14 protein-coding genes are annotated in these 14427 nt (G+C 71.5%); 9 read left to right on the plus strand and 5 right to left on the minus strand.

Going from position 1 to position 14427, the window contains the following annotated elements; translation table 11 throughout:
• The first annotated feature begins 7 nt into the window (after window positions 1-7).
• The 5 genes from ACZ7OH_RS46980 to ACZ7OH_RS47000 all read left to right on the plus strand — a co-directional run bounded on the left by ACZ7OH_RS46980 (window position 8) and on the right by ACZ7OH_RS47000 (window position 5119).
• The gene (locus ACZ7OH_RS46980) at window positions 8-1957 is read left to right on the plus strand and encodes an acetyl/propionyl/methylcrotonyl-CoA carboxylase subunit alpha (RefSeq protein ID WP_470286869.1); all 1950 of its coding nucleotides are present in this window, start codon (window positions 8-10) and stop codon (window positions 1955-1957) included.
• Window positions 1954-3120, plus strand: a complete 1167-nt coding sequence (locus ACZ7OH_RS46985) for an acyl-CoA dehydrogenase family protein (RefSeq protein WP_470286870.1) — start codon at window positions 1954-1956, stop codon at window positions 3118-3120. The genes ACZ7OH_RS46980 and ACZ7OH_RS46985 overlap by 4 nt, the downstream gene beginning before the upstream one ends.
• A 10-nt stretch (window positions 3121-3130) precedes the next feature.
• On the plus strand, window positions 3131-3967 hold the full coding sequence (locus ACZ7OH_RS46990) for an SDR family oxidoreductase (protein WP_470286871.1): 837 nt from the start codon (window positions 3131-3133) through the stop codon (window positions 3965-3967).
• Complete coding sequence (locus ACZ7OH_RS46995) at window positions 3964-4560, plus strand: TetR/AcrR family transcriptional regulator (RefSeq protein WP_400890211.1); 597 nt, start codon at window positions 3964-3966, stop codon at window positions 4558-4560. Before ACZ7OH_RS46990 ends, ACZ7OH_RS46995 begins: the two co-directional genes overlap by 4 nt.
• A gap of 301 nt (window positions 4561-4861) precedes the next feature.
• A complete protein-coding gene (locus tag ACZ7OH_RS47000; protein WP_400890213.1) occupies window positions 4862-5119 on the plus strand; it encodes a hypothetical protein in 258 nt (85 codons plus the stop codon).
• Window positions 5120-5155: 36 nt separating this feature from the next.
• On the opposite strand, the gene map is transcribed toward ACZ7OH_RS47000, so the two are convergent.
• Entirely contained in the window at window positions 5156-5938 is a 783-nt protein-coding gene (gene map, locus ACZ7OH_RS47005) for a type I methionyl aminopeptidase (RefSeq protein ID WP_470286909.1), read from the minus strand.
• Window positions 5939-6060: 122 nt separating this feature from the next.
• On the opposite strand from map, the gene murJ reads away from it, so the two are divergent.
• Together murJ and ACZ7OH_RS47015 are read left to right on the plus strand one after the other, a co-directional pair.
• Complete coding sequence (murJ, locus tag ACZ7OH_RS47010; RefSeq protein ID WP_470286872.1) at window positions 6061-7842, plus strand: murein biosynthesis integral membrane protein MurJ; 1782 nt, start codon at window positions 6061-6063, stop codon at window positions 7840-7842.
• Between the two features lie 127 nt (window positions 7843-7969).
• A complete protein-coding gene (locus ACZ7OH_RS47015; RefSeq protein ID WP_470286873.1) occupies window positions 7970-8464 on the plus strand; it encodes a hypothetical protein in 495 nt (164 codons plus the stop codon).
• Here ACZ7OH_RS47015 and ACZ7OH_RS47020 read toward each other — a convergent pair.
• Together ACZ7OH_RS47020 and ACZ7OH_RS47025 are read right to left on the minus strand one after the other, a co-directional pair.
• Entirely contained in the window at window positions 8428-9801 is a 1374-nt protein-coding gene (locus ACZ7OH_RS47020; RefSeq protein ID WP_470286874.1) for a purine-cytosine permease family protein, read from the minus strand. The genes ACZ7OH_RS47015 and ACZ7OH_RS47020 overlap by 37 nt on opposite strands.
• Window positions 9802-9957: 156 nt before the next feature.
• A complete protein-coding gene (locus ACZ7OH_RS47025) occupies window positions 9958-10917 on the minus strand; it encodes a chitinase (protein ID WP_470286875.1) in 960 nt (319 codons plus the stop codon).
• A 228-nt stretch (window positions 10918-11145) separates the two neighbouring features.
• Between ACZ7OH_RS47025 and ACZ7OH_RS47030 the strand changes: the two genes are divergently transcribed.
• Window positions 11146-12417: a GGDEF domain-containing protein gene (locus ACZ7OH_RS47030; RefSeq protein WP_470286876.1), complete on the plus strand. Its 1272-nt coding sequence runs from the start codon at window positions 11146-11148 to the stop codon at window positions 12415-12417.
• A gap of 120 nt (window positions 12418-12537) precedes the next feature.
• Complete coding sequence (locus tag ACZ7OH_RS47035; protein WP_470286877.1) at window positions 12538-12981, plus strand: hypothetical protein; 444 nt, start codon at window positions 12538-12540, stop codon at window positions 12979-12981.
• Here ACZ7OH_RS47035 and ACZ7OH_RS47040 read toward each other — a convergent pair.
• The gene (locus ACZ7OH_RS47040; protein ID WP_400890227.1) at window positions 12975-13940 is read right to left on the minus strand and encodes an isopenicillin N synthase family dioxygenase; all 966 of its coding nucleotides are present in this window, start codon (window positions 13938-13940) and stop codon (window positions 12975-12977) included. The two genes, ACZ7OH_RS47035 and ACZ7OH_RS47040, sit on opposite strands and share 7 nt — an antisense overlap.
• A 13-nt stretch (window positions 13941-13953) precedes the next feature.
• A complete protein-coding gene (locus ACZ7OH_RS47045) occupies window positions 13954-14412 on the minus strand; it encodes a nucleoside deaminase (protein WP_470286878.1) in 459 nt (152 codons plus the stop codon).
• Between the last annotated feature and the right edge of the window lie 15 nt (window positions 14413-14427).

The raw sequence follows: 14427 nt of genomic DNA on the forward strand, positions 1-14427 counted from the left end.
GTGAGCGATGATCCAGAACCTGCTGGTCGCCAACCGCGGCGAGATCGCCCGCCGCGTCTTCCGCAGCTGCCGTGACGCCGGGATCGGCACGGTGGCGGTGTTCTCCGACGCCGATGCCTCCGCACCCCATGCCTTGGAAGCCGACGCGGCCGTCCGGCTGCCCGGCAACGCGCCGTCCGAGACGTACCTGCGCGCCGAGCTGCTGGTGAAGGCCGCGGCCGACACCGGCGCCGACGCCGTCCACCCCGGCTACGGCTTCCTGTCCGAGAACGCCGCGTTCGCGCGGGCCGTCCTCGACGCCGGGCTGACCTGGGTCGGGCCGCCGCCGGAGGCCATCGAGACGATGGGCTCCAAAGTGGAGTCCAAACGGCTGATGGCCGCCGCCGGTGTCCCGGTGCTGTCCGAACTGGACCCGGCTACGGTGACTTCCGACGACTTGCCGTTGCTGGTCAAGGCGTCCGCCGGTGGTGGTGGCCGCGGGATGCGCGTGGTCCGCTCCCTCGACGAGCTGGCCGAAGCGGTGGAAGGGGCCAGCGCGGAGGCCGGGTCCGCGTTCGGCGACCCGACGGTCTTCTGCGAGCGGTACCTGGAAACCGGCCGCCACATCGAGGTCCAGGTGCTCGCCGACAAGCACGGCACGGTGTGGGCGGTGGGGGAGCGGGAGTGCTCCATCCAGCGGCGCCACCAGAAGGTCGTCGAAGAGGCGCCGTCGCCGTTCGTCGACGCCGCGATGCGCGAGGAGCTGTTCGACGCCGCGCGCAAGGCCGCCAAGGCGATCGACTACGTCGGCGCGGGCACGGTCGAGTTCCTCGCCGGGCCCGACGGGCGGTTCTACTTCCTCGAGATGAACACCCGGCTGCAGGTCGAGCACCCGGTCACCGAGAACGTCACCGGCCTCGACCTGGTCGCGCTGCAGCTGCGGATCGCAGATGGGGAACGGTTGCCCGCCGACCCGCCGCCGACCGTCGGACACTCCATCGAAGTCCGGCTCTACGCCGAAGACCCGGCGGCCGGGTGGCAGCCCCAGAGCGGCACGCTGCACACGTTCGAAGTGCCCGATGTGGACCGCCGGTTCACCGAAGGCGCCGGGCTGCGGCTCGACTCCGGGTTCGAGAGCGGCTCGGTGGTGGGTGTCCACTACGACCCGATGCTCGCCAAGGTGGTCACCTGGGCCCCGACCCGCGCCGAAGCCGCCCGGCGACTCGCGAAGGCCCTCGCGGCGACGAAGATCCACGGCGTCGTCACCAACCGCGACCTGCTGGTCACCATCCTGCGTCACGAAGCTTTCCTGGCGGGGGAGACCGACACGGCGTTCTTCGACCGCCACGGTCTCGACACCCTGGCCGCGCCGCTGGCCACTGTGGACACCGAGCGGCTCTCGGCCCTCGCGGCGGCCCTGGCGGACGCGGCGGGCAACCGCGCGTCGGCGACCACGCAGAGCAGGCTGCCCAGCGGCTGGCGCAACGTCCGCTCGGCCGGGCAGCGCAAGGCGTTCACCGTGGCCGATCGCGAATACGAGGTCGTCTACTCGCTGACGCGGGATGGCTTGAAGGCCGACGGTTTCGAGGCCGAGCTGGTCAGCGCCGAGCCCGGTCGGGTCGTGCTGGACGTCGGCGGCGTGCGACGCGCGTTCGACGTCGCCCGCCACGACGGGGTGTCCTACGTGGACTCCGCACTCGGCTCGGTGGCGCTCAAGGCCGAGCCGCGGTTCGCCGACCCGGACGCGGCCCTGGCCGCCGGGTCGCTGGTCGCGCCGATGCCCGGCACGGTCGTCCGGCTCGCCGTGCAGGCCGGGGACCCGGTCAAGGCCGGTGACCCGCTGCTGTGGCTCGAGGCGATGAAGATGGAACACCGGATCGCCGCCCCCGCCGACGGCGTGGTCGCGGAACTGCCGGTGACAGTGGGACAGCAGGTCGAAGTGGGCACGATCCTCGCGGTGGTGGGAGAAGCAGAATGAACGCCATGAACTTCATCGAGCCGGAGGAGCGGATCGCGCTTCGCAAGGCCGTAGCCGAGCTGGGCGCCAAGTACGGGCACGAGTACTACGCCCGCAAGGCCCGCGCGGACGAGAAGACGCACGAGCTCTGGGACGAGGCCGGGCGCCTCGGCTACCTCGGCGTCAACATCCCCGAGGAGTACGGCGGCGGGGGCGCGGGCATCGCCGACCTCGCCGCGGTGCTCGAAGAGCTCGCCGCCGCGGGCTCGCCGCTGCTGCTCATGGTCGTCTCGCCGGCCATCTGCGGCACCGTCATCTCGCGGTTCGGCACCGACGAGCAGAAGAAGCAGTGGCTGCCCGGCATCGCCGACGGCACCAAGCGGATGGTCTTCGCGATCACCGAGCCGGACGCCGGCTCGAACTCGCACAAGATCACCACCACCGCGAAGCGCGACGGCGACGGCTGGGTCCTCAGTGGACGCAAGGTCTACATCTCCGGCGTCGATGAGGCCGACGCGGTGCTCGTCGTCGGCCGCATGGAGGACTCGAAGACCGGCCGGCTCAAGCCCGCGCTGTTCATCCTGCCGACCGGCACCGAGGGCTTCGAGTACACGAAGATCCCGATGGACATCGTCGCGCCGGAGAACCAGTTCTCGCTGTTCCTCGACGACGTCAAGCTCCCGGCCGAGGCGCTCGTCGGCGAGGAGGACGCGGCCATCGCGCAGCTGTTCGCGGGCCTCAACCCGGAACGCATCATGGGCGCGTCGTTCTCCCTCGGCATCGCCCGGTACGCCCTTTCCAAGGCCGTCTCCTACGCCAACCAGCGCCAGGTCTGGGGCACGCCGATCGGTGCGCACCAGGGCCTCGCACACCCCCTGGCCGAGATCAAGGTCGAGCTGGAACTGGCGAAGCTGATGACGCAGAAGGCGGCGTCGCTCTACGACTCCGGTGACGACTTCGGCGCGGGGGAGTCGGCCAACATGGCGAAGTACGCCGCCGCCGAGGTCGCCATCCGCGCGACCGACCAGGCCGTGCAGACCCACGGCGGCAACGGCCTCGCGACCGAATACGGCCTCGGCACGCTCGTCACCGCCGTCCGGCTCGGCCGGATCGCGCCGGTCAGCCGCGAGATGGTGCTCAACTTCGTCGGCCAGCACAGCCTCGGCCTGCCCAAGTCCTACTAGGAGAGTCGCCATGTCTACTTTGGACGGCAAGACGATCATCATGTCGGGCGGCAGCCGCGGCATCGGCGAGGCGATCGCGCTCCGGGCGGCCGCCGATGGGGCCAACATCGCGCTGCTGGCCAAGACCGCCGAGCCGCACCCGAAGCTGCCGGGCACGATCTACACCGCGGCCGAGGCGATCGAGAAGGCGGGCGGCCACGCGCTGCCGATCCTCGGCGACGTCCGCGACGACGACGGTGTCGCCGCCGCGGTGGCGAAGACCGTCGAGCAGTTCGGCGGCATCGACATCGTCGTGAACAACGCCAGCGCGATCGACCTGACGCCGACCGAGCAGGTCAGCATGAAGCGCTACGACCTGATGCAGGACATCAACGCACGCGGCACGTTCCTGCTGTCCAAACTGGCCATCCCGCACCTCCGGCAGGGGATGAACCCGCACATCCTGACGCTCTCGCCGCCGATCAGCCTCGACGAGAAGTGGTTCACCGCCGGGCACCTCGCGTACAGCATCGCGAAGTACTCGATGAGCCTGGTGACCGTCGGGCTCGCCGCGGAACTCCGCCAGGACGGCGTCGCGGTCAACTCGCTGTGGCCGCGCACGACGATCGACACGGCGGCGATCCGCAACGTCGTCGGGGCGGAGCTGGCGTCGCGGAGCCGGACGCCGGAGATCATGGCCGAAGCCGCGTACGCGATCCTGACCAAGCCGAGCCGGGAGGTCACCGGCAACTTCTTCCTCGACGACGAGGTGCTGCGGGCCGAGGGCGTCACCGACTTCGCGAAGTACCGCGTCGGCGACACCGCGGAGGAAGACCTGCAGCTCGACTTCTGGGTCGAACCGGCTTGACCGGCGTCCGCGAACCCCAGCAGGAACGCAGTCGCACGACGCGCCGGCGGCTGATCGAGGCCGCACTCGACGGGTTCGCCGAGCGCGGCTGGCACGGCGTCACGGTGGCCGCCATCGCCGAGCGCGCCGGCGTCTCGCGCGGCGCGGCCCAGCACCACTTCCCGACGCGCGAGGACCTCGTGGTGGCGGCGGTCGACCTGCTCGGCGAAGCCCAGATCGACGAGCTGCGCGCGCAGGCCGCCGACCTGCCGAGCGGGCCGTCCCGCACCGAGCGCGTGGTCGAGATGGTGCTGAACCTCTACACCGGGCCGCTGTTCCGCGCGGCCCTCCAGCTGTGGGCGGTGGCGGCGACGGACGAGTCGCTGCGTGACGTGCTGGTGCCCCTGGAGGCCAGGGTCGGACGCGAAGCGCACCGGGTGGCGGTGGAGCTCCTCGGCGTGGACGAGTCCCGCCCGGGGGTCCGCGAGCTGGTCCAGGCCACCCTCGACCTGGGCCGCGGCCTGGGCCTGGCGAACTTGCTCACGGACGACGCCCGCCGCCGCAAGCAGATCATCAGGGAGTGGGCGCGAACGCTGGAGCTGAGGCTCGGCTGAGCTGCACCGGTCGGAGCTGGACGGAGAGCCGGCTCGGGCGCCCGAGGAAAGAGCTGGGTGGTCACCCAAAGCCTGCCCGTCCGGCGAGGACAGCTTTTTGCAGTGAGCAAGTCCAAAGCCCACCGACCGTCCGCCCCAGTGAGCGACGACCGCTCGCCGAGACCCCTCAACCGTTCACCGACACCAACCGAGACCCACCGGAACCCGAACCTGCTCCGAACCGTCATAGTGTTGTAAGTAACACAATCGGCCCAACGGGCGAATGACTATACGTAGCAAGAACGCAGAGGAAGGCAGTCCGGTGTCCGGTTCAGGAGTCGAGCTCACCCACCGCGCGATGGCAATGCTGAAGGCGGTGGCCGCTGGACGTGCGCAGATGTCGTGCAGCTGCGAGCCCGACCTCTTCATCGACGGATTCGCGTGCTGCGATCAGATGACGGCCCACGCGCTCGCCCACGGTGGCTACCTGCGTCCCGCCGCCGAAGCCGCCACCGGCCGGGTCCCCGCCGAACTGACCGAAGCCGGCCGGGCCGCGCTGGAGATCACCGTCGCCGCCTGAGCACCTGCTCACGCGTCACGCACCGTCGTTGTTCGCTCATCCGTTCGATTCGCCCTCCCGTCGCGTGAGCACGCGGGCAGTGCCTTCGGTGACGGCGACCGTGTGCTCCGAGTGGGCCGTGCGGGAGCCGTCGGCCGACCGGATGGTCCAGCCGTCGGGGTCGTAGACGATCCGGTCGGTCGTGCGGGCGAACCAGGGTTCGAGCGCCAGCGTCAGGCCCGGCCGGAGCTTCATCCCGCGCCCGGGCGCGCCCTTGTTGGGAACGTGCAGGTCCTCGTGCATGGTGCGGCCGATGCCGTGCCCGCCGAACTCGGTGTTGACCGGGTAGCCGTACTCGCGGGCCACCGCCCCGATCGCCGCCGAGATGTCACCCAGCCGGTTGCCCGGGCGGGCTGCCTCGATCGCCGCTTCCAGGGCTTCCTCGGTGGCGCGGACGATCCGCAGGTCCTCCTCGGCGGCCGTGCCGACGATGACCGTGCGGGCCGAGTCGGCCGCCCAACCGTCGATGCTGACCGCGAGGTCGGCGGTGAGCACGTCGCCGTCGCGCAGCACGTAGTCGTGCGGCAGGCCGTGGAGGACGGCGTCGTTGACCGACAGGCAGATCACGTTGCGGAACGGTCCCTTGCCGAACGACGGCGCGTAGTCCCAGTAGCACGACTCGGCACCGCGCCGCTTGATCATCCCGCGCGCGTGGTGTTCCAGGTCCATCAGGTTGACGCCCACATCGGCGAGCCGGCCGACCTCGGTGAGGATCTCGGCGACGAAGCGTCCCGTCACGTGCATGCGGTCGACTTCCGCAGGCGTCTTCAGTTCGATCACGAAAACCTCGCGTCCCACCAGGTCGGTATAGTTATACCGCTACCGTAGCACGGTCCCGGTATAGGAATACCAGTCCGGGTGGGAAGGCGCCGGAAACCCGTCCGACCTGGCAGGCTTGGGCCATGGCGGAACCCCCACCACCGGTCGACGACGAGGCGACGGTCTTCCTCCCCAGCGAGCTGCGCGGCGCCCACTGGCCGACCCGCGACCCCGACGTCTCGCGACGGCCCTACGACGAGTTCGCCACCCAGATCGTCGCGCGGCCGCCCGCTTCGCCCGTCTCCGCCGGCCGCGGCGAGGGCGCCGGTTCGTCACTCGCCCGCTCGAGCGGCCGGATGGCCGTCGCTTCGACCGTCAGCCGGATCACCGGGTTCGTCGCGAAGCTGCTGCTCGCCGCCGTCGTCGGCACCGGGGTCGTCAACGACTCCTTCACCGTCGCGAACACTCTGCCCAACATCGTCTTCGAACTGCTCTTCGGCGGCGTCCTCGCCAGCGTCGTCGTGCCGCTGCTGGTCCGCTCCCAGGACGACCCGGACGGCGGCCGCGCCTACACGCAGCGGCTGATCACCATGGCGCTGGTGCTGCTCACCGTCGGCACGGCCGTCGCGGTGGCGATCGCGCCGCTGTTCACCGCGCTCTACGTCGACAAATCGTCCGCGACCGCCAACCCGCCGCTGACCACCGCGCTCGCGTACCTGCTGCTGCCGCAGATCCTCTTCTACGGCCTCTTCGCGCTGCTCTCGGCGATCCTCAACGCGCAGAACGTCTTCGGCCCGCCGGCCTGGGCGCCGGTGCTGAACAACGTCGTCGTCACCGGCACGCTCGTCGTGTTCGCCGTCGTGCCGGGGGAGCTGACGCTCGACCCGGTCCGGATGGGCGACCCGAAGCTGCTGGTCCTCGGCCTCGGCACCACGCTCGGCATCGTCGTGCAGGCCGCGGTGCTGATCCCCGCCTTGCTGCGCACCGGGTTCCGGTTCCGCTGGCGCTGGGGCTTCGACCCGCGGATCAAGGAGTTCGGCGGCCTGGCCGCGTGGATCCTCGGCTACGTCGTGGTCAGTCACGTCGGGTTCGTCGTCACCACCCGCGTGCTGACCCACGGGACCAGCGGCGGCGTCACGGCCTACAGCTACGCGTCCCTGCTCTTCCAGCTCCCGTACGGCATCCTCGGCGTTTCGCTGCTCACCGCGCTGATGCCGCGGATGAGCCGCGCCGCCGCCGACGGCGACACGGTCTCGCTCGTCGGCGACCTCTCGCTCGCCTCCCGCATCTCGACGGTGCTGTTCGTGCCGATCTCCGCCGTGCTGGCCGTCGTCGGCACGCCGGTCGGCATCGCGATCTTCACCTGGGGCCGCGGCACCCTCGCCGACGCCGAGCGGCTCGGCCAGACGCTCGCCGTCTCCGCCGTCGGGTTGCTGCCCTTCGCGCTGGTCATGTTACAGCTGCGGGTGTTCTACGCGATGAAGGACGCCCGCACGCCCACGCTCATCATGCTCGTGATGACCGCGGTCAAGATCCCGTTGCTGCTGCTGTGCCGCGGGCTGCTCGACGGCGAGCACATCGTGTACGGCGTGATGCTCGTCAACGGCGCCGGGTTCGTCGTCGGGGCCGTGCTCGGCCAGGTCTGGCTGTGGGTCCGGCTCGGGCACCTGCGCAGCAAGCGGTCCCTGCGCGTCGGGCTGATCACGCTGTCGGTCAGCGCGCTCGGCGTCGGGGCGGCGGTGCTCGCCGGCTACGCCGTGCCCGGCTCCCTCGGCGAGATCGCGGGCGCGTGGGTGAAACTGCCGGTCCAGACCTTGCTCGGGATGGCCGTCCCGTTCGGCTTGCTGGCGTTGCTGAGGCTCCCGGAGTTCACCCCGGTGACCCGGCGCGTGGCCGGTCTCCTGCGGCGGTTCGCCTCTCGTTGACGACTACGGCCGGGAACGCGATCCGGATGTCTCGGAACGGTAACGAGACCGCTGCGATCAGCGCGTTTACAATTCCGGCGCGGCTTCCTAATATCCACCCCGATCAGCTATGGGGCGGAGGTCGTGCATGACGCGCAGGGCGCGCAGGCGGCGGGACCGGGTTTCGGTCGACGAACTGCTGCAGCAGGCCGGGCTGCGCCCGAGGCGGCCCGGCTCGCGATCGGCCGAGACGGCCGCCCGGCGCGACCCCGGCGACGAGCCGCGCGGCGCGGCGGGCCGGCTCGCGCTGGCGGCGGCGGTGCTGGTGGTGCTGGGCGGGCTGGTGGTCGTCCTGGTGTCGCGGCCCGAGCCCGTCCCGGGGACCACCCAGTTCCCGCAGCTGCAGCCGGCCACGGGCGTCCCGACGTCGACGGCGGTCGCCGTGCCGACGCAGACGACGACGCCGTCCCCGGTGGTGATGCACGCGCGCAAGACGCCGACGCCGACGCCGCCTCCGACCCCGACGGTGACGATCGAGCTGAAGCCGTCGCCGACGATCACGGTCACCCTGCCGTCGCCCACCGGGGACTGGAACCGCTGCTCCCCCTACGGCTGCCGCCGCGACGGCACGCCGGTGCGCTGACGGCGCAGCAGGAGGTACGTGCCGGCGGCGAGCACGAACCCGGCGGCGAACGTCAGGTCGCCGGTGCCGGGCACCGCCTTCGGCACCGGCGCGGTGTAGAGCGCCTGGTTCGCGAACAGCCCGACGGACACCACCAGCCCGACGAGGAACGCGGTGAACCCGGCGACGTTGCGGTGGTCCTTGTCGAAGAGCAGGTCGCCGAACTCCGTGCCGCGGCGCAGGTGGTGGTCGGCCAGCAGCACGCCGAGCCACGGGCCGATCCAGTAGGCGATCACGAGCAGGAAGTTCTCGTACGCGTGCCCGGCGTCGGCCAGCCCCAGCCAGGCCAGCACGAACCCGACCGCGCCGAACGCCAGCGCGACGGCGGCGCGGCGCCAGGCCAGCGGCAGCCGGACGCCGAGCGCGAGGAAGGCGAGCGCGCCCGAGTAGACGTTGAGGACGTTCGCGGCGACGGCGCCGAGCGTGATCGCCAGAAGCGTCGCGGCGGCGAGGAAACCGGGCAGGTGCCCGGTGAACGCCGTCGTGGGGTTGTCGTCGGCCGGGCCGGCGATGGTCGTCGAGGCGGCGCCGGCGAGCATCAGGACGGTCGTGGAAAGGAACAGGCCACTGCCGGCGTAGAGGCCGATCGCGCGGGGTGACGCGGTTTTCGGCAGGTAGCGCGTGTAGTCGGCGGCGTAGGGGTTCCAGCCGGCGGTGTAGCCGAACGCCGTCCCGACGGCGAGCAGGAACCCGCCCACGCTGCCGGAGTTGGTGGTGGCGCCGGCCTTGCCGAAGACGACCACGCTCGCCGCGGCGAACACGACGGCCAGGACGGCGAAGACGTACTTTTCGTACGCCTGCACGAGGTTGTGCCCGAAGAAGGCGACGACGATCTGCAGCGCGACGACGAGCGCGAGGCAGGCGAGCGTCGGGAGCCCGGTGAGGCTGGCCAGCGCGAAGGCCCCGCTGACGCTGTTGACCGCGAACCAGCCGACCCCGGCCATGACCGACATGAGCGCGGCGGGCAGCACGTTCCCGCGGTAGCCGAAGGCGGCCCGCCCGAGCACCATCTGCGGCACGCCGTAGCGCGGACCGCGGGCGCTCAGGACGCCGTGGGCCAGGGCGCCGAGGCCGTTCCCGACGACCGCGGCGAGCGCGGCCTGGGTGAAGGAGAGCCCGAAAGCCGTGACCGCGAGGACGCCGACGAAGACGGTGGCGAACTCGAGGTTGGGCGAGGCCCAGGTCCAGACCAGCTGCCGGGGAGTGCCGTGCCGGTCGGCGTCGGCGACGGGCTCGACCCCGCCGGGCTCGACCGCGACGAGCTTGTCGCCGTAACCGGCCGCTTCGGAGTTCACCATGGGACGAAGGTAGGTGACGGAAGTTTCGGCGGTGTGACGGAATCCGGGGCCCGCTCACCGGCACGGTTTCCGCTGACCGGTAACCCCGCGAAGGCCCCCTCACCGGCCCCGATGCCGGTGAGAGGGCCTCCGACAGCCCCACTACGGGCCTCGGTGTCAGCCGGCGTACCCGGCGACGATCTTCGTGAACGCGTACTTGTCCTGCGTGATGCCGCTGCACTCGCCGCCGCCGCTGCAGTCGCGGTTGGTGGCCCAGAACGTGAAGCGGGCCAGGTGGTGGCTCGTCGCGTAGCCGCGGATCGAGTTGAAGTTCGCCACCGTGACCGTCTCGCCCGCGTTGTCGGTCTTGCCGTTCATCGAGGACAGGCCGCTGTGCCGGTAGGCGGTGTCGTCGCTCCAGCCGAACGTGGTCTTGAGCTGGTTCTTCAGCCCGTCGACCGCGGACTTCGTGTGGGCGGCCATGTCACCGCCGCCGGAGAAGTCGAACGGCATGACCGACCAGACGTCGACCGGGGCGCCGATCGCCTTGGCCTGGTTGATCAGGCGCTTGCCCCACGAGTCCGGGCCGGTCGTGGTCGTGCCGATGGTGATGACGACCTTCAGGTTCGGGTTCTTCTGCTTGGTCAGCTTGACCGCGCCCAAGATGCGGTCCTGCACCGTGTTGTTCTGGAACTCGTCGGTGTTCTCGATGTCGAGGTCGATCGCCTTGAGGCCGTAGGCGTCGATCACCTTCTGGTACGCGCCCGCCAGCGCCGAGGCCGACGTGCACTTCGAGCCCAGCTTCGTGCCCGACCAGCCGCCGAAGGACGGGATCACGTCCCCGCCCGCGTTGCGGATGTTCTGGATCATCGTCTTGTCGGAGCCGGTCAGCGAACGGTTGCCGTCCCACTTCGGGTTGCAGGTGCCGTCCGACAGGACGAACGCGAGGGTAAACGCTTTCACGCCGGTCGCGGACATCGCCGCGGTCGGGCTCGTCTGCCCGCCCCACTGGTACAGGTACGGGGACGCGAGCACCGGGTCGACCGCGGCCATGGCCTGCGGGGCGAGACCGACCGCCGTCGCCATCGCGGCTCCGGCCGCGAGCGCGAGGGTCACCAGACGGCGCACTGATTGCATGGGGGGTCCTCCAATGTGCGAGTGGAGCACCTCCGGTTTGAGGCGGCGGGATCAACCCGGGAGGAGCACTGTGTGCCACCACACAGTGGACTAGACCAATGTTGCGTGTCAACCCTCCTTCGGTCGCGAAAATGACTCACCGTGCGCGCACGGGTGCCGAGCGTCGGCGGTGTGAGATTCCCCTGAAGGCGGAGTGACACCGCCCGGCATTCCGGCTACTTTGCCGAAATGGTGGGGGATTCGGTCGCCGCCGGCGGAGGACGCCGCCCGGGCCGGATCCTGCCCGCCGTCGTGCCGCGGCGCTGGGCGCTCTGGCGGCTGCCGCGCCGCGGCCAGGTCCTCTACCTCGTCGCGATCGACGTCCTCGCCGTCGCCGCGGCCGTGCTCGCGGCGCTGCGGTTCCCGCCGCTCGCCGCCATGCTCACGCCGTTCGCGCTGCTCCTGGGCGGCATGCTGCTCTCGGCCGAGCTCGCCCGGACCGTGGAGCGCCACCGCGAGGAGACCCTCCTCGGCCCCGGCGTCGACACGCCGTGGATCTTCGCGGGGGTGCTCGTGCTCCGGCCGGGCCTCGCCGTCGCACTGGTCGTGCTCTCCGCGCTGCACCAGTGGTTCCGGGTCCGCAGAAGACCCGGGTACCGGCAGGTGTTCGGCGCCGCCGCGACGGCGCTGGCCGCCCTCGTCGCCGGCGCGTTCCTCACCGCGACCGGCGTCCGCCCGCTCGGCGAGGTCGTCGACAACCGCACCGTCGCCCTGCTGACCGTCGCGGGCGTGGTGTTCCTGGCGGTGAACGCCGCGCTCGTCACCGCCGCCGACGGCCCCCGCCGGCTCCGCGCGGCCCTCCCCGGCCACGCCTTCGACGCCGCGATGACGGCGTCCGCCCTGCCGCTCGCCTGGGCCGTCGGGGCCGCGCCGCTGCTGGTCCCGGTGCTGGCCGGCGCCACCGTCGTGCTGCACCGCGGCGGGCTCGGCCACGGCCGCCGCGACCACGTCACCCTCGACCCCGGCACGGGCGTGCTGACGGCAGCGTCGTGGCGCGGCGCCGCCGAAGCCGAACTGGACCGGCTCGGCCGGCACGGCCCCGGCCAGGCGGTCCTGGTGCTCGACCTCGACCACTTCCGCCAGCTCAACGACCGCTACGGCGCCCGCATCGGCGACGCCGTCCTGCGCGCGGTCGCCGACACCCTGCGCGACGAGGTCCGCGCCGCCGATCTCGTGGGCCGCTCCGGCGGCGAGGAGTTCGCGGTGCTGCTGCCCGGCACCGGCCGCTTCGACGCGATGGCGATCGCCGAGCGGATCCGGCTGCGGATCGCCTCGACGCTGGTGGCGCTGAAGGCCTCCGGCGACGGCCCGCAGTTCGTCGGCGTGACGGTGTCGATCGGCGTCGCGGGCTGCCCGCCCGGCGAGGAGCTGGCGGACGCGCTGCTGGCGGCGGAGGCGGCGGTGCTGCGCGCGAAGGCGGCGGGCCGGAACCGGACCATCTGCGCCGAACCGGCGTCGTGATCCTTCCGTTAGGGAAGGCGTACAACCGGGCATACCGCCGGGCGTCTTGATGGCAGGAAGGCGGCGAGGGGCCGTCGGGGGATTCAGGGGGAACAAATGTATTCACTTCGTCGTGCCGTCGTGGCCGGAACCGGTGTGGCGGCCGCGGTCGTGCTTTCGGCGTGCACCGGTCAGCAGAATGCGAACGTCGGGCAGACCGCGCCGCCCGCGACGACGACGCCGGCCGCGACAACGGCCGCCGCGCCCGCGCAGGCCACGACGTCCCCGCAGGCCGCGAAGCCGGTACCGGCCGAGGTCAACGCCTGCGCCTCGGCGACCAAGGCCGCGCTGGAAGCCGCGCTCAAGGCGGACGAGAAGCTTTCCGGCGCGCTGATCGTCGACGGCAAGGGCCTGCAGCGCATCCACTGCGTCGCCCCGTGGGCGTTCGCGCACTTCACCAACGAAATCGACGGTGGCCGCATTCTCTTCACCCACCGGAACGGGAGCTGGGTTCCGGTGAACGCCGGCACGGGAGAATTGTGCGAAAAGGTCCCGGCCGCGACCGCGAAGCAAATCTGCTATTGAGTGACCGTGATCGCGTTCAGCTTTTCGCGGAGATAGTCCGAAGCGATCACTTCCGGGTACGTCGTCCGGCCCAGCGGCGGGGCCAGTGACGTGATCCGCGCGTCGTGGTCGGTCTCGTAGAAGAAGATCAGCGACACCAGGTCCTCGTCCGGGGCGGTGGCCGCCGGGGGGAGGACGCGGTGGCGCGTCGACCGCCAGCGGTCACCCGTCCAGCGGGCCATCAGGTCGCCGATGTTCACCGTGAACGCGTCCGGGTGGAACGGCGCGTCCTCCCACTCGCCATCGGCGGTGTAGACCTGCAGGCCGCCGACGCCGTCCTGGCGGTCGAGCACCGTCACCGTGCCGAAGTCGGTGTGCGGGCCGATCCGGAACTGCTCCGGCTCCGGCGCGCCCACGTGGGTCATCGGCGGGTACCAGTTGATGTTGAACGTGTACGTCGGGTGCGCGGTGTGCCGCGTGAAGTGGCTTTCGGCGAGGCCGAGCGCCGCCGCGAAGATCTCGAGGAGGTGGTCCGACAGCGCGCGCATCCGGCGCATGTACTCCGTCGCCGTCTCGGCGAGGCCCGGGACCTCGACCGGCCAGACGTTGGGCTGGAACCAGAACCCGTCGATCTCGGCGACGCCGACACCGAGGTCGGCGCCCGCGGAGAACGACTCCTTCAGGTCCGGCGGGGTCTCGGTGCCCTCGGCGTAGCCGTTGGCCTCGACGCCCGGCGGCAGCCAGCCGCGGCCGCCGACGGTGACGGCGTAGCGCTGCTTGACGTCTTCGGGCAGCGCGAAGAACTCCCGCGCCAGCTCACGCGTCCGGCGGCGCAGGTCGTCCGGCACGCCGTGTCCGGTGACCAGCAGGAACCCGGACTCCCGCAGCGCCGCGTCGATCCGCGTCGCCACCTCGGCCCGGCCCTCGGACGTGCCCGCGAACCACGGCGAGAGGTCCACGAGGGGAACGGTTGACGGCATACCGGCTCCTGTCCTATTCGGACTTCTCCACCCCGATGTCTTCGAACCACAGGTCCGGGCGCGCGGCGATGAACTCCGTCATCAGCGCGGTGCAGGCGGGGTCGTCGAGCAGGGTGATCTCGACGCCGAGCCCGGCGAGCCAGTCGTGCCCGCCGTGGAACGTCTTCGCCTCGCCGATGATGACGCGCCCGATCCCGAACTGACGGACGAGCCCGGAGCAGTACCAGCACGGCGAAAGCGTCGTGACCATGATCGTGTCGCGGTAGTGCGGGCGGCGCCCGGCGTTGCGGAAGGCCGAGGTCTCCGCGTGCATCGACGGGTCGTCGTCCTGCACGCGCCGGTTGTGCCCGCGGCCCAGCAGGGTGCCCGCGGTGTCGAACAGCGCGGCCCCGATCGGCACCCCGCCCTCGGCCTTGCCCAGCTCGGCTTCTTCACGGGCGACGGCCAGCAGGGCGTCCGGGTCGATCGGCATGCGTCACTCTTTCCG

The organism is Amycolatopsis sp. NPDC114478 (assembly GCF_055633805.1).

Bases quoted from the DNA above. Each gene is read 5' to 3' on its own strand.
- ACZ7OH_RS47030 (WP_470286876.1), top strand. From the start codon at position 11,146: ATGGTGGGGGATTCGGTCGCCGCCGGCGGAGGACGCCGCCCGGGCCGG.
- ACZ7OH_RS47015 (WP_470286873.1), top strand. From the start codon at position 7,970: ATGACGCGCAGGGCGCGCAGGCGGCGGGACCGGGTTTCGGTCGACGAA.
- ACZ7OH_RS47020 (WP_470286874.1), bottom strand. From the start codon at position 9,801: ATGGTGAACTCCGAAGCGGCCGGTTACGGCGACAAGCTCGTCGCGGTC.
- ACZ7OH_RS47040 (WP_400890227.1), bottom strand. From the start codon at position 13,940: ATGCCGTCAACCGTTCCCCTCGTGGACCTCTCGCCGTGGTTCGCGGGC.
- ACZ7OH_RS47045 (WP_470286878.1), bottom strand. From the start codon at position 14,412: ATGCCGATCGACCCGGACGCCCTGCTGGCCGTCGCCCGTGAAGAAGCC.
- murJ (WP_470286872.1), top strand. From the start codon at position 6,061: ATGGCGGAACCCCCACCACCGGTCGACGACGAGGCGACGGTCTTCCTC.
- ACZ7OH_RS46980 (WP_470286869.1), top strand. From the start codon at position 8: ATGATCCAGAACCTGCTGGTCGCCAACCGCGGCGAGATCGCCCGCCGC.
- ACZ7OH_RS47025 (WP_470286875.1), bottom strand. From the start codon at position 10,917: ATGCAATCAGTGCGCCGTCTGGTGACCCTCGCGCTCGCGGCCGGAGCC.
- ACZ7OH_RS46985 (WP_470286870.1), top strand. From the start codon at position 1,954: ATGAACGCCATGAACTTCATCGAGCCGGAGGAGCGGATCGCGCTTCGC.
- ACZ7OH_RS46990 (WP_470286871.1), top strand. From the start codon at position 3,131: ATGTCTACTTTGGACGGCAAGACGATCATCATGTCGGGCGGCAGCCGC.